Raw genomic sequence first — 25,512 nt, forward strand, 5'->3', positions numbered from 1 at the left:
CCAGGGCTCCGACCACCGCTCTTCACGCGCCGCAAGGCGGCGCCTGGCGTCTCTGTCATGACGTGATACCGAGTGCGAAGAGGGCATCGGCCCAGAGCGGCCAGAGCGTGCGGTAGGGGTGGGTCGCCAGCAAGATGCCACCGTTCGGGAGGCGCCGGACGTGGAACCGGGCGTGATCCACCAGGAAGTAGACGTGCTCGCCCGTCAATTCCACCCAAGCGAGGGACCCGCCGCCGCGGGTGAACCGCTCACCGCGCGCCCGGGCCTGCACCGTCAGGTTGTGGATCTCCTCGGCGCGCGGCTCCGCGGCGCGCCACGCCTCGTCGGGCACATCGGCGGCGGCCACGAGCGCCTCGATCAGGGCGGAGCCCGGCATGGCCAGCGCCTTGAGGACGGTCTCGCGGGAGAGCGGGATCGAGCACCCGCTCTTGTCCGTCGGAACCACGCGCGCCCCGGCCGGCGCGGCGTCGATACGCGCGTGCAGCGCCTCCAGCGACATGCCCGCGATCAACGAAACCTTCTCTTTGTCGTGGAGGCTGACCCACGACAGGGCCAGATCGCGCGCGATCTCGCGGGCGTCCGCGTTGTACGTCGCGCACATCGAGACCGGCGCGAGCCAGGTCCACGCGGTCGTGCAGCCGCCGGTCGAGACGCGCCTGCTCGCGTCGGGCGCGCAGAGGCGGAGCAGCAGGTTCTCGAGGTCGTCCAGAACGATGTGCCACGTGAGCTCGGCTTCCGCCTCCACGGAGCGCGGTCCGCTGCCCAGGGCGAGGTACAAATCCAGCGGGAGAATGTTCGCCACTGCTGCGGGGACCAGGTGGATGGGGCCCATCGGCTTGAGACGTTCGCTCTTCCCGGTGAAGCAGCGATAGTGGCCATAGAATGAGCGCCGGTCGTCGAACTCCATGGCGAAGTAGATGTCGGCATCGGTGCGTCCGAAGTGGGCGCGGATCATCGCGACCGCCTCGTCCACGAAGCTCACGCTGCGATCCACGTCGGAGCCCATCGTCACGCGGATAGACATCCCTGGGATGACGAGCGCCGGCAGCGCCGCCGCGAATGCGCCGATCCGCTCTGCCTCGTCACACCAGGCGAAGAAGTACGGCCCTGGTTTCATCCTTGGTTCACCCTCATGAGGTTGCTGGGTCAGGGCATCAGGCCGAGCGAGAAGAGCGCGTCGACCCAGAGCGGCCAGAGCGAGCGGAACGGGTGGGTCGCCAGGATCACGCCGCCGCTCGCGAGGCGGCGCACGTGAAAAGGCGCGTGCTTTCGGAGGAAGCGGACGTGGGCGCGCGTGTCCGTGTGCACCTGCCACGTGGGCGGGCCTTCGCCCGTCTCCGCGATCTCGCTCGTCAGCGCCAGGATCTCTCGCGCGCGCGGCTCGGCGGCGCGCCACGCCTCGTCGGGCGCCGCCGCGGCCTCGAGCGCCTCCAGCAGGGCGGAGGGCGGCGTTGCCAGCGCCTTGAGGACGGTCTCGCGGGAGAGGGAGTGCGCGCGCTCGCTTCCGCCCTTGAGCGGGACGCGCGCCCCGGCCGGCGCGGTTTCCACCCGCGCGCGGAGCGCTTCCAGCGACAGGCCCGCGTTGCGCGATACCATCTCCTTGTCGTGGCGCTGTAGCCACGACAGGGCGAGGTCGCGCGCGATGTCCCGCGCGTCCGCGTTGTACGTCGCGCACATGCGCACCGGTGCGATCCAGTCTCCTGCGTTCGCGCATGCGCCGGTCCGGATGCGACCGCTCGCGTCCGGCGCGCAGAGGCGGAGCAGGAGGTCCTCGAGGTCGTCCCGGAGCAGGTGCCACGCGACCGCGGCCTCGGCCTCGATCGAGCGCGGGCCCCTGCCCCAGGCGAGCTCGAGGTAGGAGCAGAGAAACCTACGCTGGTCGCTCGTGGCCATGTCGATGGGGCCGGCCGAGATGTCACGGGCGGCCTCTTCGGTGTAGCAGTCACTGCTGCAACCGAAGAGGCGCTTGGTGCCGCCCAGCATGACGTCGAAGAGTGCTCCACCGGAAGGACCTTCGGAGAACTCGGCGCGGATCATCGCGACCGCCTCATCCATGGAGGTCGTGTCGATGAGGGTAGCGTCGTGCGACACGCCGATACGAGTCCCTGGGTATACGAGGGCGGACAGCGCGGCGAGCAACGCGTCGAGCCTCTGTGGACCATCACACCAGGCGAAGAACCACGGTCCCGAGTCGCTCATAGCTGGATCACCCGGATGGGTCTGTTGAACCCGTTCAGGGGCTCCCTCTTGCCCTTCTTCACATTGAAGAGGTACCCGTCCTTGATGCTGTAGGTATTTTCCGGGCTGAACTTGCCACCCCGCGCCATGATGAGCTCGACCTGCTCGACATCTCCGACGACCCCGTTCTGTCGCAGCCACTCCATCCCGCTCGACAACTGCTGGATCATTTCCTTGACCTTGATTTCATTTCCCCCCTTCACCTCGCTCACGATCAGCTTCTGCCCCCGGGACACCGTCACGAAGTCCGGAGCCTTCACGCTCGCTGGCATCTTGAGCATCTCGCGCACACCCTCGTCGCCAACGCCGAGGAGCGCCCGCCCTTCGCGGGTCATGTGGCTGATCGCCGCCTTCTCGAAGGTGTTGAACCCGTCTTCCGTGACGTGCCCTTTCAGCGTCTTGAACCCGCGGAGCCTCCATACCTCGAACCCCTTGACAACGACCTTATCGACCTCCGCGATCTCCCCGGCGATCCGGATCCCACGCGGCGGTAGCGCGCCGGCGGCAGCAACGCCGTGCCAGATGTGCCCGACCGCCCCGAGCCCGAAGCCCAGCCCCGAGAAGATCCGCTCCTCATCGCTGAGCTCTCGCCCCGACGGCACACACCACTCCTTGCCCGTTACCGCCTCGCACAGATCGAGCGCCGGCCCCACCACCGGCACGAACCCCACCCCGATGCGCGTCGTCGCGTGCACCAGCGTCTGCATCACCTCCGCGTACGCCTCGAAGCCCTCGCCGACCGTCGACATCGCCCCCGCGAACGCGCTGATCGTCTGGTAGAGCTGCGTCTGCTCCAGGTCGAGCCCCTCCCCCGTCCACTGGTTCAGGCTGTCCTTCATCTGGTCCGCGAGCGCATCGAACCGCGGCTTCAGCACCCTGTCCACCTGCGCCCGCAGGTCCGCCGGCACCGGCGAGTCCTCGAACCAGTCCGACGCATCCATGAACTGCCGCACGAACCCGGTGATCCGGTTCTGCGCCTTCAGGAACGCGTTCGTCTCCGAGAGCGACACCCCCCTCCGGTCGCGCAGCGCGATCTCCAGCGCCGCGCTGTTCGCCCGCCACGCCCTCACGTTCGCCACGAAGTCCGCCCGAAGGACCACCACCCGGCCGCTCACGTCCGCCTCCAGCGCCGCGATCACGCCATCCGCGTACGCCGCGTACGGGTCCCTCCCCTCGTCGAACGCCCCGGCCACCTCCGCGATGTCCGGCACCTCGACCCACGGCACCTCGCTCTCTCCGAGCGCGTACGCCCCCGCGTCGTCCGGGTTCCACCCCTCGGCGCGCGCGTCCTGCGTCGCCAGGTCCGCCACCTCGTCCGCCTGCGCGCCGAACTCGTCCATCAGCCGCGCGAGCTCGTCCTCGAGATCGCTGACGCTCTTCTTCAGGTCGTCGACGAGCTGCTCCATCGCCGCCCGCGTCTCCGCGCCGACCGCGTCCGTGTACCGGTCGAGGATCGCGTCGAGATCGGTCCGCGAGATTTCGTCCAGCGGCCGGCTGACCAGGTCCTTCAGCTCGGTGTCGAGCTGCTGGAGCAGGTCCATCTTCTCCGCCAAGCGCGCCACCCGCGGGGCGTTCGCCACGAGATCCCTGCGCACCTTGGCGATCTCGGCCAGCAGGATCTCGATGTCGCGCGCGAGCGCCGGGTTGATCTCCGCGAGGCTCAGGTCGAGGGTCGTGTCGCCGGAGAACGCCACCCCGCGGCGACGGACGTCGAAGAGCGGCTTGTTCAGCCCGAGCGGCACCGACACGAGGTTCACCACCTCGCGCGCGTTGACGCAGGTGTTGTCGCCCCCCTCCCTGCTGGCGCGGAAGTGGAAGTCGTTCATGCCCATCCCGAGCAACACCGAATCGAACGCCGCCTCCATCCGATTGCTCTCCGAGCCGTCGTCATGGAACGCGAACTCGCCCGGGACCTCGTAGGTGGGAAGCGGCGTATCGTTCACGCGGAAGTACGGCGCTCCAGGGTTGGCGAGCTCGGGGGTGAGACACCCCGGGTTGAACTGGGTGGAGACCCAGTCGAGGGTGTACGGCGTGCCGGCCCACGCGAACGAGGGCACCACCAACACCACCGCAGTGATCAGCGCGACGAGCTTCTGCAGCGCCGCGGCGCTCCAGCCAGGCCGCGCCACATCCTTCGAGCCTCTCATGTCCCCTCCGCGCCGCGCACGGCGGCGTCATACGCGACCGCGGCGCCCTTCACGTCGCCCGCGTCGAGCCTCGCCTGCGCCGCGTCGAGCGCCGCCGCGGCCATCCCCTTCTCCCGCAGCGCCGCCAGGCCCTCCGCGATCTTCCGCGGCAGCCCCGTCCTGAGCTCGGCCTCCGCGGCATCGAACCGCTCCCGAAGCGCCGCGCACCCGGCCTCGCGCCACGACGACCCCGCCGCCCCGCAGAGCGGTCGCATCTGCACGAGCCCCGCCAGCTCCCCGCACCGCTCGGACAGCAGCGGCAGCCCGAGCTTCTCGCTCACCGGCGGCGCCGCCGACAGCGCCGCGACCTGCGCGCGCGCACGTTCCCCGAAGATCTCCGACGCCTTGCGGATCCGCGACCGCGCGATCGCCCCGCGCGCCCCCTCGTCCATCCGCAACACGCGGAGCGCCTGCCGGCGCAGCGCGATCCCGCCGAGCAGCGCCGTCGCCGTCGCGTCGCTCCGGGCGACCCGCCGATCCGCGTCGCCCAGCATCGCGTTCAGCGACCGCAGCGCCCCCGAGGTCATGTCCGGCAGGACCGCGCCGTGCGTCGCGAAGAGCTCCCGGTGCGGCGCCATCGCCTCGTCGAAGGAGGCCGCGAAGACCTGGAGCGCCGCCGACGACCTCAGGATCTCGGCGGCGAGCTCGCCGGGCGCCCGGCTCGCCTCGCGCGCCGCCGCGAGCACCGCCTGCTCCACGCCGTCGAGGCCGTCGATGTCCGACCGCGACGCCTGCTCCGAGAGCGCCGCGTACGCCGCCGTCTCCGCCGCCTCGGTCGCGCGGTACGCGGCGAAGCGCGCCGCGACGCCCGCGTACTTCGATCGCAGCGGGGCCGCGTCGCTCCGGGCCTGGTCGAAGATCGCCTGCACGACCGCCATTGCCTGCTTGTCGGCCGCGAGCGCGGCGGCGAGCGGCTCCGTCTCGGCGCTCGCCTTCTCGATCATCGCCGCCTTGAAGCTGCCTGTCGCGTCGACCGGCGCCTGCGCGAGTAGCGCCCTCTGGCGGTCCGTCGCCTCGTCGAGCAGCGACTCGAGCTTGCCCGCAAGCGTCGCCCGCAGCGACTCGGCGTTCCTCGCGTCGTCCCGCACATACGCGATCGCCTCGTCGATGTGGCCGAACCAGACGTCGAGCGAGGTGCCGCTCGCGACGATCTCCTCCAGCGTCTTGTTGGCCGGCGACGTGGCCCACACCTCGATGGGCAGCGCGCCGTCCTTCTCGGCCTGACTCCACGCGATGCTCGGGCCCAGGTTCTCGCCCACGCAATGCTCCTCGCCGCCCACCGCCGCCGCGCAGAAGCTCCCGAACGTGCGGTCCTCCCGCTCCCACAAGCACCCTGACCCCACCGCGCCGAGCGCGAAGGCGGCGAAGGCCGCGACAAGGGTCGTCGTCCGTGGTCTCGTTCTCCCTCTCGTCCTCATCTCCATTCCCTCCACCCTGCGATTTTTCTCACCGGCTCACGCTCGCCCGCAGGACCGCCGGAGACAAGCGTCCACACGGGCGTGCTCGGACATTGCTCAGCCGAGCATCGCGCCGGAGCGCGCCCCGAGCTCCGTTCCGTCCGTCTTCAGCACACAGGCCACCGCCCCGGAGTGCCCCGCCGGGAGAGCAAGAATCCGGCGGCCGGAGCACGGCGAGAGCTCAAATTCCTCTTCCCACCCCCGAAACTACCATTGTAACTTCTCTCTCATTGCCGCCGTCCGGCATTGCCGGCCGGCAGGGAGGAAATCAGCATGGAGTATTCGGATGCGGTCCTGGAGACCACGCCGGAGCGCGCGACCAAGTTCCTGATGGGGATAGGCGCCGTCGCCGCGATTCGCACGTTGATGGCCGGGGCGGGGATGACCGATGACGAACTCATCGAGGGCCGTGCGCTCCTCCTCGATGTCCTCGCCGCTCCCCGCAAGACCGGCGCTTCGGCCGATACCGACGATGCCAGGGCGCAGCGCGCCGCGACGGGGGAGCTCGACCAGTGGGACGAGCCCAACTTCGCCCGTTATGCCGCCGCGCTCCGCCGGCGTTTCCCCGAGGTGCACGCTTATGTCTTCAAGGACCTCGCGCCCTCCACCGGCACCGCCGCCATCCAGGGAGTGGCCACCTTCCTCGCGCGGCTCGACGCCCTCGAGAATGGCACCGATCCGGACCGCGCCGGGATGAAGCAGAGCGACAAGAAGGCCGTCGCTTTCCTCGCCACCCGTGGCCTCGAAAAGGCAGAACGCAAGCGCCTCCAAGGACTCGTCGACGTGGCGCTCGGCCCGACATCGCCTCTGCCCGAGCCCACCGAGCTCCCGGAGGCCGCGCACCGGCGCGAGGCGCTCGTCAAGCTGCGCGCCTGGTTCGACGAGTGGGCGACCACGGCCCGCGCCGTCATCAAGAAGCGCGGCTATCTCATCCGCCTCGGCCTCGCGAACCGCAAGGTGCGCCAGCGCAAGTCCGCCGCCACGCCGCCCAGCCCGGGCAAGCCCGGTGCCACGCCGTCCAGTCCGGCAGCGCCGGGCGAAGTGACCGGCGAGACCAATTTCGAGTAACCCACAACACCGATCCACACCTCCGGCGCGCGCAGGAAGCTTCCCGCGCACATCGGAAGCCTTCGTTTCGACGACGGGCGCCTTCCGGAAGCCTTCGTTCCGACGACAGGCGCCTTCGCGAGCGTGACGGACTCCCTCCGGCACGCGTCCGACGCCTTCCCGCCCCGCCTCCTCAGCGCCCCGCCGACTCGAACCGCGGCGCCGCCTCGAACGTCTCCGCGAGCGTCCGCCGGTACTCGTCCGCGATCTGCACAAGCCCGTCGATGAGCAGCGCCGCATCGTGATCCGAGAAGCCCTCCAGCGACGCCACGCACGACACCGCGACCTCGTCGCCCGCGAGCGACACGCGGAACTCCCCCGTGGTCTGGTCGTTCATCGTGAGCAGGAACCGGTAGAACGGCTCGTGGTTCGCCGCCGGCAACCCCACGACCGGCGCGCGAAGCGACAGAAGACCCCCCGCCTCGTCGATCTCGATGTCCACCTGCGTCGCCGTCTCCGCCGCCGGGAACGGCCGCTGCGCGATCCGCCAGGCCCTCGGGCCGACGCGCGCCCGGTTGGCGATGATCCCGAGCGCCGACAGGCCCTGCCGGATCACCCGCTCGACGCCCGCGCGGGCCGGAGACGGCGCGAACGCGTGCGGCAGCAGCCGGCCGCAGCCCAGGCAGCGGTCGCTCTCGATGTCGAACGGCTCCTCGCACACCGGACAGCGGTACACCGGCGCCCGGTCGCGGAGCTCGGCGAGCGGCCGATCCACCGAGGCGAGCAGCGGCTGGAGCGCGCCCGCCGGGAGCACGGCGCTGTGGCCCGGCAGCTCCCCCAGGGCGCCGGACATCGCCGCGACCACCCCGATCACGCGCCCCTCCGGATCGAGCACCGGCGCGCCGAGCGGCGCCGCCACGTCGAGCTCGAACCCGGGGAGCTGCCCGTCGACCTTGCGCGCCGCGTGGCAGACCCGCGCGACCGCGAGGCGCAGGCTCTGCCCCGGGAGGCAGCTCAGCACCGCGGCGCGCTCGCCGAGCCGCGGCTCGGCCGGCGCGCGGACGGCGAGCGCCGCGACGCCCAGCGGCTCGCCCGGCGCGACCAGCGCCACGTCCCGGCCCACGTCGGCCGCGATCACGCGCCCCACCATGCTCCGGCCGTCCTCGAACGTCAGCGTGACCTCGGTCGGGTAGCCGAGCCCCCGCCGGCTCGTCACCACGACGCCGTTGCCGAGCGCCACCCAGCCGGTCGTGACGAGCGCGCCGGCGCGGATCGCCACGACCGAGCGGCGGGCACGGGCGACGCGCTCGTGGAGCAGGGCCAGATCGCCGTCGCCGTGCGCCGCGAGCTGCGACGTCATTGGGCCACGATCCTCGAGAGCGCCGTCATCAGCAGCTCGATCGTGCCCGGCTTGGCGCCGTCGCGCTGCGCGTAGGCGACGATGTCGCGCAGCCGCTGCTCCGTCTTGGCCGGCAGCTTCGTGCGCACGAGCAGCTCCGAGAGCGCGCCGAGCGCGAGGAAGTGGCGGAGCACCGGATCGGCCGGGGCGCGCTCGATCTCGCGCAGGTAGCGGCCGAGGTGCTCGCGCGCGAGCGCCGCCGTGGTGAGCGGATCGATGTGCAGCCGCTTCTCCTCGGGCACCTGCCCGCGCAGCGTCACGAGGCGCTCCATCGCGAGGAACGCCGGCTCGGCGACGCCCGCGGTGTTCGCGCGGCGCGAGCCGCCCTCGGCCTGGACGAGCTCGCGGGTCGCGGCCGCCGTGCAGCGGTAGAGGTGCGCCACCGCGTCGGGCATCGCCTCGCCGTGCTCGTAGATCGCCCGGAACACGGTGCACCGGATGAGGAGCACCATGACGCCCGGCCGCTCCTGGAAGCTGAGCGCCGCGCCGAGCACCTGCGCGTCCCGGAGCAGCTGGCAGAGCCGATCGGCCGGCGTGTTCGCCGCCTCGGGGCGCGACGGGATGCTCTGGCGCGACGGAGGATCGATCTCGACCTCCGGCAGCGCGGGCGGACGCACCGACACCGGCGTCGTCACGGCGGCCATGACGGAGGAGGTCGAGCGGCGAAACGGGACGGTGCGCGCGCTGCGGCGATCGCCGGCCTGCCCCGGCGTGTCCGCGGCCGGCGCATGCTCGCCCGACAGCGGGACCGCCGCCGCCGGGCCCGCCGCCGCCGGCTTCGCGGCGCCGCCGTCGGACCCCGGCATCGCCATGCTGCCGATCGCCCTGGACGCGGCGCCGCCGTCGTGGGCCGGCGGCAGGATGCCGGACTTGGGCGTGGGCGCGCCGCCATTTTTCACCGACAGAGCGCCCGACGCGACGCCCAGCGACGCTGGAGCGGACACGAGCGAGGGGGACAGGATGTCGGGGATCACGTCCGCGTCGCGGATCGGGCGCGCGACCGACTCGGGCAGGCGCGGCAACGGGGGCGCCGCCCACGCCGAGAGCTCCTCGAGCGGCGCCCGCGCCGCCGAGACCGGCGTCGGCGGACCGGCGGCCCGCACCGACGGAGCGCCCTGAGGGCGGCCAGGCGCCGGCGGGCTGGAGAAGCTCTTGAGCGGCCGCGCGCGGCCGGCCGACGCCCACGTCAGGCTCGCCCGCTGCTCCTCCGAGAACGGCGGTCGCGCGTCGAACCAGGCGGCCATCGTCGCCGCGAGCCGCTGCGCCGCCTCGCCGCTCTCGCGCAGCGCGCCGCGCAGCGCCTCCGGCGTGAAGGCGGCGACGCGACCGACGCGGCGGAGCAGCAGCAGGTCGTCCCGGAGGCAGAGCCGGAACGGCTCGGGGCCGCCGGAGAGCTCCAGCGCCGTCCGGAGGAGCGGCACCCGCTGCCGCTCCGCGACGCGGACGACCGGCACGTCGATCGACATCCGCTCGTTCGCCGCGTCGAGCGCGACGAAGAGCGTCGTCGCCCCGAACGGAACGATCCACCCCACGCCTTCCTGCAGCGTCGTCGCCTGGACGTTCGTCCCGGCCTCCGCCGAGGCGCAGTGGGCCACGAAGCGCACCGGATCCCGCGTGCGCCACGCATCGACCGAGCTGCCGTCCCAGTCGGCGTCCGCGGGCGGCGGCCTGCGCGAGAGCGAGAGCGCCGGCGACCGGTCGACCCCGCACGCCTCGCACCGCGGCCCGCGCAGCGGGAAACCGCACGCTGCGCAGAAGTCGGAGGCCGGGCTCGAGGGGACCGCCACGCCGACAGCATACCTCAGCGCAAGGCCGAGGTGACACCGGGGTTTGCTGTCACAGGAACGGATTCAGGTGGAGCGCGACCTTGGCCTCCCGCAGGTTGTACTGGACCCTGCGGATGAAGTGGATGAGCAGGTAGGCCCAGACGGCGAAGGTGACAACGCTGATGACGAGCTGGACCGTCTTGCTGACGCCGATCACCATCCAGAGCGCCGTCAGGAGGAAGGCGAGGAACGAGAGCGGGACGAACCACTTCCAGCAGAGGTTCATCATCTGGTCGATCCGGACGCGCGGCAGCGTCCAGCGGATCCAGATGACCACGAAGACGAGCGACCAGCTCTTCAGCAGGAACAGGAAGACGCCGAGGAGCTGGAGACCGAAGCTCGCCTCCTGCTGCGACGGCGAGACGCCGGGGATCTGCCAGCCGCCGAGGAAGAGCGCGCTCGCGATGCCGCACATCACGAAGACGTTCGCCCACTCGGCGAAGAAGAAGAAGAGGTACCGCATCCCCGAGTACTCGGTCGAGTAGCCGGCGACGAGCTCGCTCTCCGCCTCGGGCAGGTCGAACGGCGCGCGGTTGCCCTCCGCGAGCGCCGTCGTGAAGTAGAGGAAGAACAGCGCGAACGTGATCGGGTTGCGGAAGACGAACCAGTGCCAGGGCCAGCCGCCCACGTCGAGGAACGAGGCCCCGGTGCCGCCCTGCGCGGCGATGATGTCCTGGAGCCGCAGCGAGCCGGTCATCATCACGATGCACACGATCGCGACCGCGCCCGGGATCTCGTAGCTGATGATCTGCGCCGCCGAGCGGATCCCGCCGAGGAGCGACCACTTGTTGTTCGACGCCCAGCCGCCGGTCATCAGGCCGATCGTGACCAGCGAGGTCACGGCGATGACGAAGAGGATGCCGATGTCGAGGTCGGCCGCGATGAGGTACTGGCCGAACGGCATGACCACGAACGTGGCCGACACGCCGACGACGACGAGGTAGGGCGCGAGCCGGAAGAGCGCCCTGTCGGCCTCGGCCGGGATGATGTCCTCCTTGAGGATCGACTTGATGCCGTCGGCGATCCACACGAGGAAGCCCTGCGGCCCGGCGCGGTTCGGCCCGATGCGCGACTGCATGCGCGCCGAGACGCGGCGCTCGACCCAGGTGATGATCCCCGCGGTCGGCGCCACGAAGAGCAGGATGATCGCGGCGGCCACGCCGAGGAGGATCCCGGCGCCGAGCAGATCGGTCGGGGCGCTCGCGTGGAACCCCTCGGTCGAGAGCTTGACCTCGGACGGGGCCGCGCCCCGCCGGATCCCGACCGGCGACAGCCGCTCGTGGCCCCCCGGGCTCACGTCGCCCTTCGACAGGACCTTCACGCCCTCGAAGCTCGTGATGACGTCGCCGGCGAGGATCTGCGCCCGGCTCGCGGGGCTCCCGTCGCGCACGCCGGTCACGACGAGCCCGCCGGCGGGCGGCGACTCGGCCGCCACCTCGATGCCGAAGAACGCGAGCGCGCGCGCCCCTTCCTTCTCGCGCGCCGCGAGGACGGCGCGGCGCGGGGTCGGCGGGATGAAGTCGAGCGTGACGCCCCTCACCGTGCCGGACACGGGGAGCGCTCCCTGCGTGGTCGCGGGGATCTCGACGGTCACGTCCCCGTGGAAGGTCGTGTGCACCGCGTCGTCGCCGCGGCCAGCGAAGCGCGCCTGCAGCCCGTCGGAGAAGACCAGCGACACCTTGTTGCTGCTGAGCTGCGCGCCGTCGATCTCGATGCTCTGGCCGGTGAGCGGCGCCTGGCCGGGGCGCCTCAGCGTCCCGCGGAACGTGACGACCGCCTCCTTCGCCTGCGCCGTGGGCAGGTTGGTCCCGAGGATCTCGATGCGATCGCCGAGGTCCACCTCGCGCGGCACGACGTCGATGACGCTCAGGAGCTCGGGCGCCGTCCTGCTCTGGCCGCAGCCGGCCGCGCCGAGCAGGGCAAGGAGGGCCAGGAGGCACGGCAGGAAGCCTCGAGAGAGAGCCCTCCAGGGTGGAGATCCGCGCATGGCGCCGCTTATAAACCGCGCCGCGCGGGCGGTCGAGATTGCGGAGAACGTCGCGCCGCCCCGCGGAGATTCCTCCCTACCCCCGCGGCTCGCTCGCGCCCCGGACGGGGAGGAAGTACCGGCTGCCGTCGAGCTCGTTCACCCCGACGTAGAGCTCCGCCTCGAACACGTCCCTGAGCCGGCGGTAGGTCATCACCTCCTCGACGGTGCCCTGCGCGACCAGCCGCCCGGCCTTGAGGAGCGCCACGCGGTCGGCGTACTGGGCGGCCGCGTTGAGGTCGTGCAGCACCGCGACGCAGGCGAGGCGCCGCTCGGCGACCTCCCGGCGCACGACCTCGTGGATCTCGATCGAGTGGCGGATGTCGAGGTGGGCCCCGGGCTCGTCGAGGATCAGCACCTGCGCCTCCTGCGCGAGCGCCCGCGCGATGGCGACCCGCTTCTGCTCGCCCCCGGAGAGCTCGGCCACGGGCCGCCCCGAGAGCTCCACGAGATCGCAGGCGCCGAGGGCGCGGGCGACCGCCTCCTCGTCCCGGCCGGAGGGGCGCATCCAGGCGCCCTGGTGGGGCGCGCGGCCCATCATGACGACCTCCCGCACCGTGAAGCCGGGCGCCGAGGCGATCCCCTGCGGCACGACCGCCACGCACCGCGCGATCGCCCGCCGGTCCATGGCGTCGAGGGGCTTCCCCAGCAGGGTCGCCCCACCCCGCGCCGGCCGCAGGGCCCCGGAGAGGACCCGGACCAGCGTCGATTTGCCCGCGCCGTTCGGCCCCAGGACGGCGCAGAGCTCGCCCGCGCGCACCTCCAGGCTGATCCCCTCCAGCGCCATCCGCCCGGTGGGATAGCTCGCGGCCACGTCTCGCAGCTCGATCGCCGGCTCCTGCACGTCGTCTGATTTATCGAGTGATATCGAGTGATCTTCCCTTGCGCGAGGTTTCTAGCGGTGGTCCAATCGATCTCGAGGCGTAGAGGAGATGGAAACGGCGAAGGAGACTCTGGGAGGCGGCGAGGTACCGCGTCGCGTTATTAAGCGCTACTCCAATCGGAAGCTCTACGACACGAAGGACAGTCGTTACGTCACCCTGCAGCAAATCGGGGAGATGGTCCGGGCTGGCGAAGAGGTCCAGATCATCGACAACGCGACCAAGGAGGACAAGACCGAGGTCACGCTGGCGCTGATCATCTCGGAAGATCTCAAATCGCAGCCGCGCTCGGTTCCGCTCGGCACGCTGAGGGATCTGATCCAGGAGCGTGGCGAACGGCTGCTCTCGCAGCTGCGCGAGGGCCCGATCGGCCGGCTGATCCCCGGCGCGGTCCCCGGGGAGGGCGGGGCGGCAGCGCCGGGTACGGTGCAGGCCTCCGCGCCGGAGCCCGCGGCGGCGTCCGCGTCGCCGTCGCAGCCGCCCCCGCCGCTCGACGCCGACAAGTCGAGCCACGCGAAGGGGCGCCTGAGCGGGATCGTCGAGAGCTCGAAGCAGACGCTCGATCAATGGCAGCAGGCCGTCGACGAGCGCATCCGCGCCATCCTTCCGGGGCTCGGCCTGGTCCGCGATCTTCAGTCCGATGTCAAGCGCCTATCGCAGCGCATTGACGAGCTGGAGGCGAAGCTCCAGGGACACAGCGGTGAACCTACCGAGGGCGCCGCTCCTCTCCAGGCTGGCTCTGCCGCGGACGAATCCGCGGGCGAGGGTCAGGGGGGCGAGAGCAGGCTGGAATAGCCCTGACCGCTCCCCTGTTCCCCCCGTCGAGCCTATGCCGTTCTTCTTCAGCAAGAAACCTGCGTCCGTAGCGCAGGACCTGTCGCTGGCCAGCAGCGAGGGAGGCCGCGCTGACGCCTTCGAGGTCGAGCTCCTCGGTCATCTGGACACGCTTTACGGCGTGAGCTGCCGGATGACCAAGAGCTCGACCGAGGCGGAAGACCTGGTCCAGGACACCATCGTCAAGGCGATGCGCGCCCGGGATCAGTTCGAGCCCGGAACCAACCTCAAGGCCTGGCTGCTGCGGATCCTGACGAACACGTTCATCAACCGGTACCGCCGCGGGGGCCTCGAGCGGGGCATCTTCGAAGGGCCCGACGCCGAGCCGCTCACCGACGGGTGGGTCGGGGCGACGACGATGCGTGCGATGCGCGATCCGGAGACCCAGGCGCTCACGCCCCTCGTCGAGGCGGAGGTGCAGCGCGCCCTGGACGAGCTGCCCGAAGAGTTCCGCCTCGCGGTGGTGCTGTCGGACATCGAGGAGCTCTCCTACAAGGAGATCGCCGAGGCGATGGGGTGCCCGATCGGCACGGTGATGTCGCGGCTGCACCGCGGCCGCAAGCTCCTCCAGAAGACGTTGCGCGAGCACGCGATCCTGATGGGCATCGTCAGCGCCGACACGGCGAAGGACGCGCCTGCCGATCTGGACGCGTACCGCAAGCGGAAGCGGGGTGTCGCATGAGCGCCGCGAAGTCGATCGAGAGCTGTGCGCGGTTCGACTACGCGCTGTCGGCCTACGCCGACGGCGAGCTGGATCCGGACCACGCGCTCGACCTCGAGTCCCACCTCGTCCAGTGTCCTCCGTGCTTCGAGCAGGTAAAGCTGCTGCGCTCGCTGCGGGGGAGCCTGAGGCGGGCGAAGCCGGCGGCATGTCCGGACGTGCTGCGGGCGCGCGTCGCCGCGGCGATGGCGCACGAGCACGCGCGCGGCGCGGCGCGCGAGGCGGCGCAGGCTGCGCAGGCGGCCGATGCGAGGCCGCGCCTCGTGCACAAGGGGTACGCCGCCGCGCTCGCCGTGGCGGCGGGCGTCGTGTTCATGGTGGGCGTGACGCGGCAGCGGACCGTCGCCCCCGCGGACATGGCGAAGGTGGACACGAAGCTGGACGTCGATGTCGCGCGCGGCGAGAGCGTCGAGGTCCTGCTCGACGACCTCGTCATGCAGCACGCGCAGCCGCTCCCGCCGGAGACGACCGACCCGGCCGACCTGCCGCGCTTCGATCCGTTCGTCGGCGTGCCGGTCCGCAGGCCGGAGTTCCAGTCGATGCACGCGAACTTCATGGGCGCCCGCGTGCACACGATGCGCAATCGGCGCGCCGCCCTGCTCCAGTACGTCGTGAAGGGCAACCACCGCGTGACGGTCTACCTCTTCAACTCGCGCGCGGTCCCGGTGCAGAAGGCGCAGCCGATCCTGAAGGCGCGCGTCGTGCGCGAGCGCCCCGTCTACGTGGGCAAGATCAACGGCTACTCGGTCGTCGCCGCCGAGCACAGCGGCGTCGGCTACGCGCTCGCCTCGGACCTCGGCGACGACCTCAGCACGCAGCTCGTCCTCGCTGCGATGCAGTGAGCGCGCCCGCGCGAGCGGGCGCTTCGGCCCTGCCCTCCAGGCCCTCCCCTCCCGGCCCCTCCCCTCGACACCCCCACCCCGCGAGAGACCGCATGCGCTTCGTCTTCGTCATGGATCCGCTGAGCCGCGTGGCGCACGACAAGGACACGTCGTTCGCCTTCATCCGCGCGGCGCAGGCGCGCGGCCACGAGAGCTACCACTGCCTGCCGCGCGACCTCTCGATCGAGGGCGGCGAGGCGCACGCCTCGGCGACCCCGGTGATCATCGGCGACGCGCCCCCGTTCATCTCGCTGGACCTCGCCGGGGGCACGCGCAGGCTCCGGCTCGCGGACGTCGACGCGATCTTCATCCGCAAGGACCCGCCGTTCGATCGCAGCTACCTGTACGCGACGCTGATCCTGGAGCGCGCGCGGCGCTGCCCGCTCATCGTCAACGATCCGCGCGGGCTGCGCGACGCCAACGAGAAGCTCTACGCGCTGAACTTCCCCGAGTGGACGCCGAGGACGCTGGTCACGGCCGACCGCGAGCAGATCCACGCGTTCGTGCGCGCCCTCGGCGGCCTGGCGGTGATCAAGCCGCTCGACGGCGCGGGCGGCCTCGGCGTCCTGCAGATCAACGAGCGCGACAAGAACGCGCGCGCCATCGCGGACATGATGACGAGCGAGGGGCACCGCCTCGCGATGATCCAGGAGTACCTCCCCGCCGTCGTCGAGGGCGACAAGCGCGTCCTCCTGCTCGACGGCGAGCCGCTCGGCGCCATCCTCCGGGTGCCGCGCGACGACGATCACCGCTCGAACATCCACGTCGGCGGGCGCGTGGTCTCGACGGAGCTGACGCCGCGCGAGCTCGAGCTCGTCCGCGCGGTCGCGCCGCGCCTGCGCGCCGACGGCCTCCACTTCGTGGGCCTCGACGTCATCGGCGAGCGCCTGACCGAGGTGAACGTCACGAGCCCGACGGGCATCCAGGAGCTCGGGCGCTTCACCGGCGTGGATCCCGCGGACACGGTGATCGCCTGGGCCGAGGAGCGGGCGCGCGGCCGAGCCGGCCGCGCGTGACCCGCGCCGTGACCCGCCCCACGCCGTGACCCGCCGCAGTGCCGGAAGTTGGCCCGGGGGCCCCGGGTCTGCGAAGGCTCCCCCATGGGCGACTCATTCGAGCGATGTGCCGTATGCGAGGACGGCGAGCTGGGCGATCGGGAGCGCGGTGCGCCCGGGGATCCTCGCGCGAGGCCGCGGATGGCGCGCGTCGTCATCCAGGGACGCTCGCTGAGCCTGTGCCGGACGCACGCCGCGACCGTGGCCGCCGCCATGCCGGAGACGTTCGAGGAGATGCGCGAGCTCTTCGTGGGGCTCAAGCGCGGCGCGCAGCCGTCACCGCGCGATGCGTCCATCGAGCGACGCTCGCCCATCCCGCGCCGGAACCCCGACGATCGGCGCGTCTTTCCCCCGCGGCCGGAAGGCAGGCGGCTCGGCGTGGGTCGCCGCACGACGGATCCAGCGGAGTGATGGCGAAGGTCGCGCCGGCGCCCGGCGCGCGCCGATCCGCGGCGCGGCGATCGCCGGCGGCGCGGGGTGTCGCGAGCCGCCGGAAGCGGCGTGGTAGGGTCTCGCCATGACGTCCCACCGACGCGTCGTCATCGGGCTGGGATCGAGCCTGGGCGATCGCCTGGCGACCCTCCGCGCGGCGATCGAGGCGCTCGGCGCCGATCGCGATCTCGACGTGATCCGCGAGTCGTCGCGCTACGAGTCGCCGCCCGCAGGCGGCCCGCCGCAGGGCGACTACGTGAACGCCGCGGTGCTCGTCGCCACCTCGCTCCCCGCGCGCCAGATCCTCGAGCGCACGCTCGCCGTGGAACGCTCGCTCGGGCGGACGCGCCCCGATCCGGTGCGGTGGGGTCCGCGCACGATCGATCTGGACCTGCTCTGGATCGAGGGCGAAACGGTCGCTGAGCCGGATCTCGTGGTGCCGCACCCGCGGCTCTGCGAGCGCGCCTTCGCGCTGAGGCCGCTGCTCGACGTCGCCCCCGACGCGCGCGATCCGCGCACCGCCGTCGCGTACGCCTCGCTCCCCGAGGCGAGCGCGCCCATTCGCCGGCTCGATCCGATCTGAACGGCCCGCCGCGCGCCGCGGCTGCGCGGGGCGCGACGCTCAGCTCGAGCGAGGCGCTCCGGCGGAGCGGGCCCGGAGGCCGGCGCGGCCGCCGGCGTACGACGCCGCGCTGCCGATCGCGACCATGACGGCGAGCAGCAGCGCCCAACCGAGCGCGCCCGCCGGCGCGCCCTGGGCGAGGGCGAGCGCCCAGGCGAGCGCCGCGACCACCGCCCCGCTCGCGGCCGCCTCGCGCCGCCCGGCGCGCCCGCCGAACCGCCCCACGAGGTAGCCCCCGGCGACGCCGGCGAGCGCGAACGCAAGCGCGTTGAGCCCCACCATCGCGAGCCGCACCGAGCCCTGCGCCCCGGCGTCTCCCGCGCGCTCGATCATCCGGCGCAGCAGCGTGTTCGCGAGCCCCGCGAGCGGCAGCCACGCGATGAACGTCGCCACCGTGCCGAGCGCGATCCAGTGCCACGGCGGGCGCTCTTCGCCCTCGTCATCGCCGCTGCTCTGCAGCACCGGGAGCCTGCGCTTCTCCGGCCCTCCCGTCCCGCCGCGGGGAGGCGCCGCGCCGGGCGCGCCGCTGCCGACGACCGGAAGGCGCCGCTTCGGCCCGTCGACCATGGCGTCAGCTGGGCTTCGAGGTCGGCGGCGCCGCGGCAGGAGCCTTCCGCCAGAGCTTTCGCGCTTCGTCCTGCAGGCGGACCAGGCGCCGCTGCTCCTGGATCAGGCCGCCGTAGGCGCGGGGCACCCGCGGATCCTTCGCCAGCGCGTACAGGACCTGCAGCGCCGCCTCGGCGTCGTCCGTCGCGCGGTGCGCCTTGTCCAGCGTGATCCCGAGCCGCGCGGCCATGTCGCCGAGGGCGCGGCTCTCCTCGTTCTTGTAGAGCTCGCGCGCGAACGTGAGCGGATCGATCCAGTCGACCTCCCGCCGCATGGCGGGCGGCGGCTCGCGCGGGCGCATGCCCACGCGCTCGAGCTCGGCGAGCAGGAACGAGCGGTCGAAGGAGGCGTTGTACGCGGCGGGGATCATCCCCTTGAAGCAGGCGAGGATCTCCTCGGCGACCTCGGCGAACGACGGCTTGCCTTCGACGTCCGCGTCCTTGATCCCGTGGATCGCGGTGCTCTCCGCCGGGATCGGCCGCCCCGGATGGATGAGCCAGTTGTAGCGCGTCAGGATCTCCCCGGCGCGGCCGATGACGATGCCGAGCTCGATGATGCGGTCACCCGCCGGATCGCGCCCCGTCGTCTCGACGTCGATGAAGGCGATGGGCTGATCGATCCAGGCGCTGCCCGCGTCGATCTCGGAGGCGACGCCGATGGCGCGCACCTTGAGGAGATGCGCGATCCCAGGGTAGTGCCGGCCCGTCGGGAAGCAGCCGCACGGGTCGGCGACCTTCAAGGCTTCCTCGGCTGAGCGGGCTGAGCGGGCCCGGCGGAGGCCGCGGGGCGCGCCGCGCTGCCTGCCGGCGCGCTGCCGCTGGCGGCGGGGATCGCGCTGCCGGTGGGGGTCGTGCTGCCGGAGGCAGGCGCGTCGGCCGGCTTCGGCGGCGCGGGCCGCGGCTCCTTGCCGAGGAGCTCCAGATCGAGCTTCACCCACGACTCGAGGTCGTCGCCCGGGTTCGTGAGGAGCTGCAGGTCGACCTCGCGGCCATTGATGAAGACGAGCGGCGTCCCCTCGAGCCCGACCTCTTCGGCCTGCTTCTTGTCCTTCTCGATGTGCGCCTTGGTCTCGGGCGAGACGAGGTCGGCGCGGAACTTCACCATGTCGAGCTTGAGCCGCTGCGCGTAACGCTCGAGGTCGGCCTGCTCCAGCTTGTCCTGGTTCTCGAAGATGAGGTGGTGCATCTCCCAGAACTTGCCCTGGTTGAGCGCGGCGGTCGCCGCGCGCGCGGCGGACTCGCCGTGGACGTGCGCCGCGAGCGGGTAGAACTTGAAGACCAGCCGCACCTGCCCGTCGAAGCGCTTCACGAGCCCCTCGAGCAGCGGCGACATGAGCCGGCAGAACGGGCACTCGAAGTCGGCCCACTCGACGATCGTGATCGGCGCGTCGGGCGGCCCCATCTCCGGCGAGCCGTCGGTCGCGAGCGTCCTTATCTTGCTCGCGTCGAAGCGCATGCGGAACGCCTCCTCGCGCTCCTTCTTCGACCGGCCCTCCTTGACCTGCTTGAGCAGGAGCTGCGCGGCAGGGAGGCACGCCTTGCAGGGGCGCTGCTCCTTCACGCACTGCGCAATGCTCACGGGCGTGTCCGGGCAGGGGGAGAGGAGCTCGGAGACCTGGGCGGCCCACTCTCGACGCTCGCGGGGCGTGAGCGAGGAGGTGTCCACACCGGAAAGCGAGACCGACACCTCGGGGCTCGGGGCCGGTTTGGGCTCGCTCGAGCCGGAGTTCCCAGGACAACCCGTGGCGCCGATCGAAAGCAACGCGAGGACCGGCGGCATCCAGCGCAGGAATGACATCGCGGCGCGAGCTTAGTCGGACCCTTTGCGAGATGCTAGCGCGGGTGTAGCGTCAAGGTGTGCGGAGCGTCCTCTACCGCTTCCCGGATCTGCAACAGTTCGAGCAAATCGTGGGCGACCCGGAGGAGGGCGACCTCGAGCTCGGGCTGCCCGCGGGGGAGGTCGTCGCGGATGGCGAGTGGGTGCTCGCCATCTTCGAGCTGGGCGAAAACCGCCGCGCGACGTCGGCCGCGGCGTGCGCTTCCGTCTCGCCCGAGGGGGCGCGGCTCACGTTCGAGCCGCGCGACTGGCGCCGCCTCGCCGACTTCGCGCGGACGGAGGCGCCCCGCCCCGGCTCCATGCCCGACACCGACGCGGCGGCGCTCCTCCGCGCCGGGGGCGAGGTCCAGCCCGCCGCGCCGCCCGGCATCCAGGGCGCCGGCGCGACGGGCCAGGTCCCCTCGCCCCCTCGGCTGAAAGGCAAGGGCTCGCGGATCCTCGTGGTCGACGACGATCCGCAGATCCGCGAGATGCTGACGACGATGCTAGAGGCGGTCGGGCTGGCCGTGGTCACCGTCGCCAGCGCGGAGGAGGCGCTGGAGCGGGTCCGCAGCTCGCCGTTCCACCTCGTGGTCCTCGACTGGAACCTCCCGAGGATGACCGGCATCGAGCTCTGCCGGACGCTGCGGCAGGAGCCCGAGCTCCGCCATCTGCCGGTCCTCTTCCTGACGGCGAACGCCTCGTCGCAGGACATGGTCCACGCCTTCGCCAGCGGCGCCGACGACTACATGGTGAAGCCGTTCCGCGCCCCCGAGCTGGGGGCGCGAATCTTCAGCCTGCTCCGCCGGACCCGGCGCAGCGCGCCCTGAAGGGCGTCGCCGCGCCTCTCCGCGGCGACGCCCGGCGCGCTCAGAAGCCGACATCCACGTTGAGGTTGAGCACGCCGATGGTCTGCGTGTAGAGCCCGCCGGAGTCGGGAGCCCGCGAGTTGCCCGAAAGGCCCGCGGTGATGCCTTTCCCGGTGGTGTCCCGGCTGACGTAGAACAGGTGCGTGTACGACGCCCCGAGGTGCAGCTGCTTCGCGACCTGGAAGCGTCCTCCCACGGCGAACGAGACATCGTGAAAATCGGTGGCCGAGGGATCCAGGGTGTCGTCCGGAACCGCGTTGGAGTCGTACCCGACGCCGCCGAGGAGCTCGATCGCAGGCTGCGGCCAGTAGCTGACGCCCGCGCGCACGCCGAACGTGTCGCGCCAGCGGCGGACGATGTTCTGCACCACGGTGGCAGGGTCGGCGGCGGAGCCGTCGCTCCGGATCTCGCACGCCGCGCCGACCTGGGTGAGGCACTGGTTTTCCATGGAGCTCCAGCGCGTCCAGTCGCCGAAGAGCCGGACCTCGAGGCGCTCCGCCGGGACGAAGCGGGCGCCGAGCCGCACGATGTCGGGCAGGTCCTGGTGCAGCTCGACGTCGGTCGCGCCGCTCGACACGCCGTTGAAGCGGTTGGTGAGCGTGCCCTCGAGCGTCTCTCCCCCCGTGACGTTCGGCCGCGACTGGTACGACGCGCCGATCCAGAGCTTCTCCGGCATCGCCTCGAGCAACGCGCCGACGCCGAAGCTCGCGTGGAGCCCGCTCACCTCGAGCAGCGAGCGCCCCTCGGTCGCAAGGGCGTTGTCGCCGGAGGCGTTGCGGGCGCGCACGGTCCTCACCTGAGCCCGAATCAGGTTCCCCGAGACGCCGAGGCTGAGCGGGAGCGCCGGGATCTTGTAGGCGGCGGCCAGCGTGAAGAACATCGCCTGGAGCGAGGACTCGATGGAATGCCAGCGCTGCACCCCGTCGACCGGCCCGGCGAGCTCGCCATTCTCCTCGAAGGCGCTGTTCGTGTCCCAGGACGCCGCGCCGCCGAAGGGCACGTAGACGCCGGCGCCGAGCGCCAGGTCGCCGAGCCTGGCCGACGCGCCGAGCATCGGCGAGGCGGCCAGGTTGAACAGGCTCGCCTCCCCCGTGTTCGCCTCCGGCACCGTCACGTCATCGGACGCCGCCTGCGTGTGTGTGTAGGAGGCGGCGCGCAGCGCCAGATTTCCGTCCAGAAACAGGTGAATCCCCTCGCTCTCGGCGATGCCAGCGGGGTTGTAGTAGACCGCGGTCGGATTGCTGGTGATCGGGTTGCCGTGCTCACCGCCGAACCGCGCGGTCGCGAAGCCGCCGGCGAGCGCAGGCCCGGTCCAGACAAGGCCGCCGAGGAGGCCGACGGAGAGCGCGAGACAGTGGCGGTTGATGGGCATTGCCGGTGTTCTCGATTCTGGGGGGAGGAATACGGCGCCTGCGACAGACCCTGCGTGGTAGGGTTGCATCACCTGCCAGGTCGCGGGATGTTCGACCCGCTCAAGTCAAATGTCACCTCTTGCACGGTGTCAAATGCTTTTCTCCCGCTCCACCCGGACAACGCTCGCATCCGCTGCGCTCCCCTGCTTCGCATCCGCTGCGCTCCTCATCGGATGCGCCGACCCGGGGGGCAGATTCCATGACTTCGAAGCTCGCGATACAGCGATCCGTGAAAGCCATGCCGGCGGCGACGGTGGCGGCGGCGGCGACGGAACTGGCGGTGGCGGCGGGAGTGGCGGTGGGGACGGCTGCCTGCCGGAGGCAGGCGCCGTGGACGGCGATTTCTTCTTCAACCTATCGGTGTATCTCGACCCGCAGGCGCCTATCGTCTTCGTGGCCAGCCTGACCACCGAGGCGAGCGACGGCGGCCTGAGCTTCTCAATGACGTTCCAGCCGCTGGAGTCCGCCGATCGCCGGACGCCCACGGGCTCGCCGTTCGACGTGGGCCCCTACGAGCTGTCCGAGGACGGCACGTTCACCGCGGAGCTGCCCACGATCGTCGTGCCGGGCAACGCCAACCCCTTCTCGGGCAGCGAGCTCGAGGCCACCATCACGCTGGCCGGCACGCTCTGCGCACCCGCCGACTTCGTCTGTGGTGATGTGACCGGCACCGCGGCGAGGCCGGTCCAGCTGGATCTCAGGGGCTCGACCTTCGCCATGGATCGCATCACCGATCCGAGCAGCTACCCGGCGGCGGTCATCAACTGCAAGAAGGACCCGGCGCGCCCGCTCCCGTGAGCGCCCGGTCGCGCTACGCCAAGGCCTCCGTCACCGCGGCGCCCTCGAGCTCGATCAACGAGATCTCGGACGGCGCGCCGACGCGCATCGGCGGACCCCAGTAGCCCGTCCCGCGGCTCACGTAGATCTGGCTCGCGCCGTGCGAGGACAGCCCGGCGACGTAGGGCTGGTCGATCCGCACGAAGAGCCCCCAGGGGAAGATCTGACCGCCGTGGGTATGCCCGCTGAGCTGGAGGCCCACCCCCCGCTCCGCGGCCTCGCGGATCTGCTTGGGCTGATGCGCGAGCAGCACGAGCTCGCGAGAAGGGTCCCGCCCCGCGAGCGCGCGCGCGAGGTCGGGGCCATGGTCGCCGCCCATGCCGCGGGAGCTCCAGTCGTCGACGCCGGCCAGATCGAAGCTGTGATCGCCGTCGCCGATCGAGACGCGCTCGTTGCGAAGCACCCGCACGCCGAGCCGGCCGAGCTCCGCGATCCACGCCTCGACGCCGGAGTAATACTCATGGTTGCCCGTCACGAAGAAGACACCGTGCCTGGCGCGCAGATCGGCGAGCGGAGCGGTGTGCTCGCGGAGCTCCTCGACGGAGCCGTCGACGAGATCCCCCGTGATCGCGATGAGATCCGGCTTGAGGGCGTTCACCCGCGCAACGACGCGCTCGAGCCACTCGCGCCCGATCGTGGGACCGATATGAAGGTCGGTGAGCTGGACGACGCGAAAGCCCGACATGGCCCCGGGGAGGCGGCGGAGGCGGACGCGCACCGGACGGACGGCGACCTCGCCGAGGGCGCTCGCGACGCCGGCGAGGCCGAAGCCCGCGGCGAGCGCTCCGGCCGTGCCCGCGATGGCGCGAGAGAGGAACGTCCGGCGTTCGCCGTCGAGCGGCTGGTTCAGGAGCGCCGTGACGCCATGGGCGCCGAGGCGAACGAACTCCGAGGTGAGCAGGAGGAAGAAGAGCAGGACGGCGAGCCCGACCCACGTGTAGACGACGCCGGCGACGATGCCCCCGATGTGCCGGGGCAGCGCGCGGGTGACGAAGAGGCCGACCGGCACCAGCACCGCGAGCACCACCAGGGCCACGCTGCCGGCGCGCTGCCAGAGCGGACCGAGCTCGGGCGCGCGGATCAGGCGCTGCCAGAGGTAGTAGTGAACGCCTGCCACGATGGCGCTGAAAATGCCGATGAAGAGGACGAAGGAGAGAAGGGGACGCTGCACGGGTCCAGCATGACCACGGCAGCGCGCGCTCGCCGCTCGATTCACGCCGGAGCCGGACACGCCAACACTTTTTTACGAAGCGACCCCGGCTACGACGTGCTGACACATACGCCGAACCCAGGGGGGTAGATGGTGCTGCCGCCCTGGCACTTGGCGTTCATGCCGCAGTCCTGCGCCCTCCCGTCGATCCGGCAGAGCTGCTTGCACTGGTTGGTCAGCATCGAGCACACGAAGCCGGGCGCGCACGGACAAGGATCGTCGGCTCGCCCGTCGCCGGGCACAACGCAGCTCGTCGTGCCGTCCTCGCGGACGATCGTGCAGGTCAGGCCCGCTGGGCACACGCTGTCGTCCAGGAGCTCGCAGCTCACCGCGGGGACGCAGACCGGGATCGGAAGCGGGGTGCTCCCCTCGGCGAGCGATTCGGCCATCGGACGCTGATCGCAGTACGTTCCAGCCGCGCAGCTCTCGACGTTGCCGCAACAGTACTGCCGGCACACGCCGCCCTGCCCGTCGGCTGCCGCGCACCCCAGCCCGGCAGCGCAATCCATGCCCCGGTGACACGGGCCGCCCGCCTGGTAGCGGCCCACCGGCCGGCAGCTCGGGATCGCGTCGCCCTCGCCGAGCACGAGCTGGCAATGCATCGGCTGCGCGACGGGGCCGCCCGTGCCCGACCCTGCACCGTCGCTGGGCGAGCATTCGGTCGGATCGCCCCCCGGCGTGCAGCCGTCGCCGCACAGGTGCGCGAAGCGCGTGTAGGGGTCCGGCAACCCCCCGGGCGCCGGAATGTTGACGCTCTCGTCCACGGCTCCACCCCCGCCGCCGCTGGCGAACGGGGGTGCGTCGCCCCCTCCAGTCGATGCGGCCGACGCACCCCCGGCACCCCATGTCTCCGCCCCATCGCCCAGGGTGATCCCACCGGCGGAGTCGCTCTCGGACATCCCGCACGCGGAGACCGCGAAGGCCGAGATCGCCGCGAGACCCCAGAGCAGAACGGTGCGGGGTGAGCTCATTCCAGAAATACGAGAAAAGAACAAGTGGAGTGAGCTTATCATGTCGCCCTCGGACATCCACAGAATGTGCCGTCCCGGCGTGTGTTCTCCAGGGCACCGATGCCCCGGTGGCCTGGGACGTCAGGGTGCATGCTCCGCGCGCACGGCGGGAACGCAGGTGCGCCGCGCCTGCCGGAGCTCCTGGCGC

Annotated in this window: 23 protein-coding genes; 9 read left to right on the top strand and 14 right to left on the bottom strand. The window is 71.8% G+C overall.

The window, feature by feature from the left end:
• Positions 1-55: 55 nt before the first annotated feature.
• The 4 genes from WMF36_RS39380 to WMF36_RS39395 form a co-directional block, all read right to left on the bottom strand.
• Entirely contained in the window at positions 56-1,117 is a 1,062-nt protein-coding gene (locus WMF36_RS39380; RefSeq protein WP_437575972.1) for a hypothetical protein, read from the bottom strand.
• Between the two features lie 29 nt (positions 1,118-1,146).
• On the bottom strand, positions 1,147-2,091 hold the full coding sequence (locus WMF36_RS39385; protein ID WP_437575973.1) for a hypothetical protein: 945 nt from the start codon (positions 2,089-2,091) through the stop codon (positions 1,147-1,149).
• A gap of 104 nt (positions 2,092-2,195) precedes the next feature.
• Entirely contained in the window at positions 2,196-4,385 is a 2,190-nt protein-coding gene (locus tag WMF36_RS39390) for a hypothetical protein (RefSeq protein ID WP_437575974.1), read from the bottom strand.
• Positions 4,382-5,842: a hypothetical protein gene (locus WMF36_RS39395; RefSeq protein WP_437575975.1), complete on the bottom strand. Its 1,461-nt coding sequence runs from the start codon at positions 5,840-5,842 to the stop codon at positions 4,382-4,384. The genes WMF36_RS39390 and WMF36_RS39395 overlap by 4 nt, the downstream gene beginning before the upstream one ends.
• 285 nt (positions 5,843-6,127) lie before the next feature.
• On the opposite strand from WMF36_RS39395, the gene WMF36_RS39400 reads away from it, so the two are divergent.
• Positions 6,128-6,949, top strand: coding sequence for a hypothetical protein (locus WMF36_RS39400; RefSeq protein ID WP_437575976.1), 822 nt, complete (start codon positions 6,128-6,130; stop codon positions 6,947-6,949).
• A 172-nt stretch (positions 6,950-7,121) separates the two neighbouring features.
• On the opposite strand, the gene WMF36_RS39405 is transcribed toward WMF36_RS39400, so the two are convergent.
• The 4 genes from WMF36_RS39405 to WMF36_RS39420 form a co-directional block, all read right to left on the bottom strand.
• A complete protein-coding gene (locus WMF36_RS39405; RefSeq protein ID WP_437575977.1) occupies positions 7,122-8,288 on the bottom strand; it encodes a trypsin-like peptidase domain-containing protein in 1,167 nt (388 codons plus the stop codon).
• Positions 8,285-10,114: a hypothetical protein gene (locus WMF36_RS39410; RefSeq protein WP_437575978.1), complete on the bottom strand. Its 1,830-nt coding sequence runs from the start codon at positions 10,112-10,114 to the stop codon at positions 8,285-8,287. Before WMF36_RS39410 ends, WMF36_RS39405 begins: the two co-directional genes overlap by 4 nt.
• Positions 10,115-10,163: 49 nt before the next feature.
• The gene (gene nuoH / locus WMF36_RS39415; RefSeq protein ID WP_437575979.1) at positions 10,164-12,140 is read right to left on the bottom strand and encodes an NADH-quinone oxidoreductase subunit NuoH; all 1,977 of its coding nucleotides are present in this window, start codon (positions 12,138-12,140) and stop codon (positions 10,164-10,166) included.
• A 76-nt stretch (positions 12,141-12,216) separates the two neighbouring features.
• On the bottom strand, positions 12,217-13,023 hold the full coding sequence (locus WMF36_RS39420) for an ABC transporter ATP-binding protein (RefSeq protein ID WP_437575980.1): 807 nt from the start codon (positions 13,021-13,023) through the stop codon (positions 12,217-12,219).
• 88 nt (positions 13,024-13,111) lie between these two features.
• Here WMF36_RS39420 and WMF36_RS39425 point away from each other — a divergent pair, with 88 nt between their 5' ends.
• The 6 genes from WMF36_RS39425 (at position 13,112) to folK (ending at position 17,566) form a co-directional block, all read left to right on the top strand.
• Positions 13,112-13,855 (top strand): polyhydroxyalkanoate synthesis regulator DNA-binding domain-containing protein, encoded by a 744-nt coding sequence (locus tag WMF36_RS39425; protein ID WP_437575981.1) that lies wholly within the window; start codon positions 13,112-13,114, stop codon positions 13,853-13,855.
• A 34-nt stretch (positions 13,856-13,889) separates the two neighbouring features.
• A complete protein-coding gene (locus tag WMF36_RS39430; RefSeq protein WP_437481701.1) occupies positions 13,890-14,576 on the top strand; it encodes a sigma-70 family RNA polymerase sigma factor in 687 nt (228 codons plus the stop codon).
• The gene (locus WMF36_RS39435; RefSeq protein WP_437575982.1) at positions 14,573-15,457 is read left to right on the top strand and encodes an anti-sigma factor family protein; all 885 of its coding nucleotides are present in this window, start codon (positions 14,573-14,575) and stop codon (positions 15,455-15,457) included. Before WMF36_RS39430 ends, WMF36_RS39435 begins: the two co-directional genes overlap by 4 nt.
• A 92-nt stretch (positions 15,458-15,549) precedes the next feature.
• Positions 15,550-16,512: a glutathione synthase gene (gene gshB / locus WMF36_RS39440; RefSeq protein WP_437575983.1), complete on the top strand. Its 963-nt coding sequence runs from the start codon at positions 15,550-15,552 to the stop codon at positions 16,510-16,512.
• A gap of 84 nt (positions 16,513-16,596) precedes the next feature.
• Positions 16,597-16,962, top strand: coding sequence for a hypothetical protein (locus WMF36_RS39445; RefSeq protein WP_437575984.1), 366 nt, complete (start codon positions 16,597-16,599; stop codon positions 16,960-16,962).
• A 106-nt stretch (positions 16,963-17,068) separates the two neighbouring features.
• Positions 17,069-17,566 (top strand): 2-amino-4-hydroxy-6-hydroxymethyldihydropteridine diphosphokinase, encoded by a 498-nt coding sequence (folK, locus tag WMF36_RS39450; protein WP_437575985.1) that lies wholly within the window; start codon positions 17,069-17,071, stop codon positions 17,564-17,566.
• Positions 17,567-17,605: 39 nt separating this feature from the next.
• Here folK and WMF36_RS39455 read toward each other — a convergent pair whose 3' ends face one another.
• Genes WMF36_RS39455 through WMF36_RS39465 form a run of 3 tightly spaced genes read right to left on the bottom strand, consistent with a single transcriptional unit; the run spans position 17,606 to position 20,008 of the window.
• A complete protein-coding gene (locus tag WMF36_RS39455; RefSeq protein ID WP_437575986.1) occupies positions 17,606-18,172 on the bottom strand; it encodes a hypothetical protein in 567 nt (188 codons plus the stop codon).
• 4 nt (positions 18,173-18,176) lie between these two features.
• A complete protein-coding gene (locus tag WMF36_RS39460; RefSeq protein WP_437575987.1) occupies positions 18,177-18,950 on the bottom strand; it encodes a 3'-5' exonuclease in 774 nt (257 codons plus the stop codon).
• Positions 18,947-20,008, bottom strand: a complete 1,062-nt coding sequence (locus WMF36_RS39465) for a DsbA family protein (protein ID WP_437575988.1) — start codon at positions 20,006-20,008, stop codon at positions 18,947-18,949. The genes WMF36_RS39460 and WMF36_RS39465 overlap by 4 nt, the downstream gene beginning before the upstream one ends.
• 59 nt (positions 20,009-20,067) lie before the next feature.
• Between WMF36_RS39465 and WMF36_RS39470 the strand changes: the two genes are divergently transcribed.
• Positions 20,068-20,856, top strand: a complete 789-nt coding sequence (locus tag WMF36_RS39470) for a response regulator transcription factor (RefSeq protein ID WP_437575989.1) — start codon at positions 20,068-20,070, stop codon at positions 20,854-20,856.
• 40 nt (positions 20,857-20,896) lie between these two features.
• Here WMF36_RS39470 and WMF36_RS39475 read toward each other — a convergent pair whose 3' ends face one another.
• Positions 20,897-22,267, bottom strand: coding sequence for an OmpP1/FadL family transporter (locus WMF36_RS39475; RefSeq protein WP_437575990.1), 1,371 nt, complete (start codon positions 22,265-22,267; stop codon positions 20,897-20,899).
• A gap of 370 nt (positions 22,268-22,637) precedes the next feature.
• Between WMF36_RS39475 and WMF36_RS39480 the strand changes: the two genes are divergently transcribed.
• A complete protein-coding gene (locus tag WMF36_RS39480) occupies positions 22,638-23,105 on the top strand; it encodes a hypothetical protein (RefSeq protein WP_437575991.1) in 468 nt (155 codons plus the stop codon).
• A 13-nt stretch (positions 23,106-23,118) separates the two neighbouring features.
• On the opposite strand, the gene WMF36_RS39485 is transcribed toward WMF36_RS39480, so the two are convergent.
• Both WMF36_RS39485 and WMF36_RS39490 read right to left on the bottom strand, forming a co-directional pair.
• The gene (locus tag WMF36_RS39485; RefSeq protein WP_437575992.1) at positions 23,119-24,315 is read right to left on the bottom strand and encodes a metallophosphoesterase; all 1,197 of its coding nucleotides are present in this window, start codon (positions 24,313-24,315) and stop codon (positions 23,119-23,121) included.
• A gap of 89 nt (positions 24,316-24,404) precedes the next feature.
• Positions 24,405-25,325, bottom strand: a complete 921-nt coding sequence (locus WMF36_RS39490) for a hypothetical protein (protein WP_437575993.1) — start codon at positions 25,323-25,325, stop codon at positions 24,405-24,407.
• Between the last annotated feature and the right edge of the window lie 187 nt (positions 25,326-25,512).

Source organism: Sorangium sp. So ce887, from assembly GCF_051521455.1.
Lineage (GTDB): Bacteria > Myxococcota_A > Polyangia > Polyangiales > Polyangiaceae > Sorangium.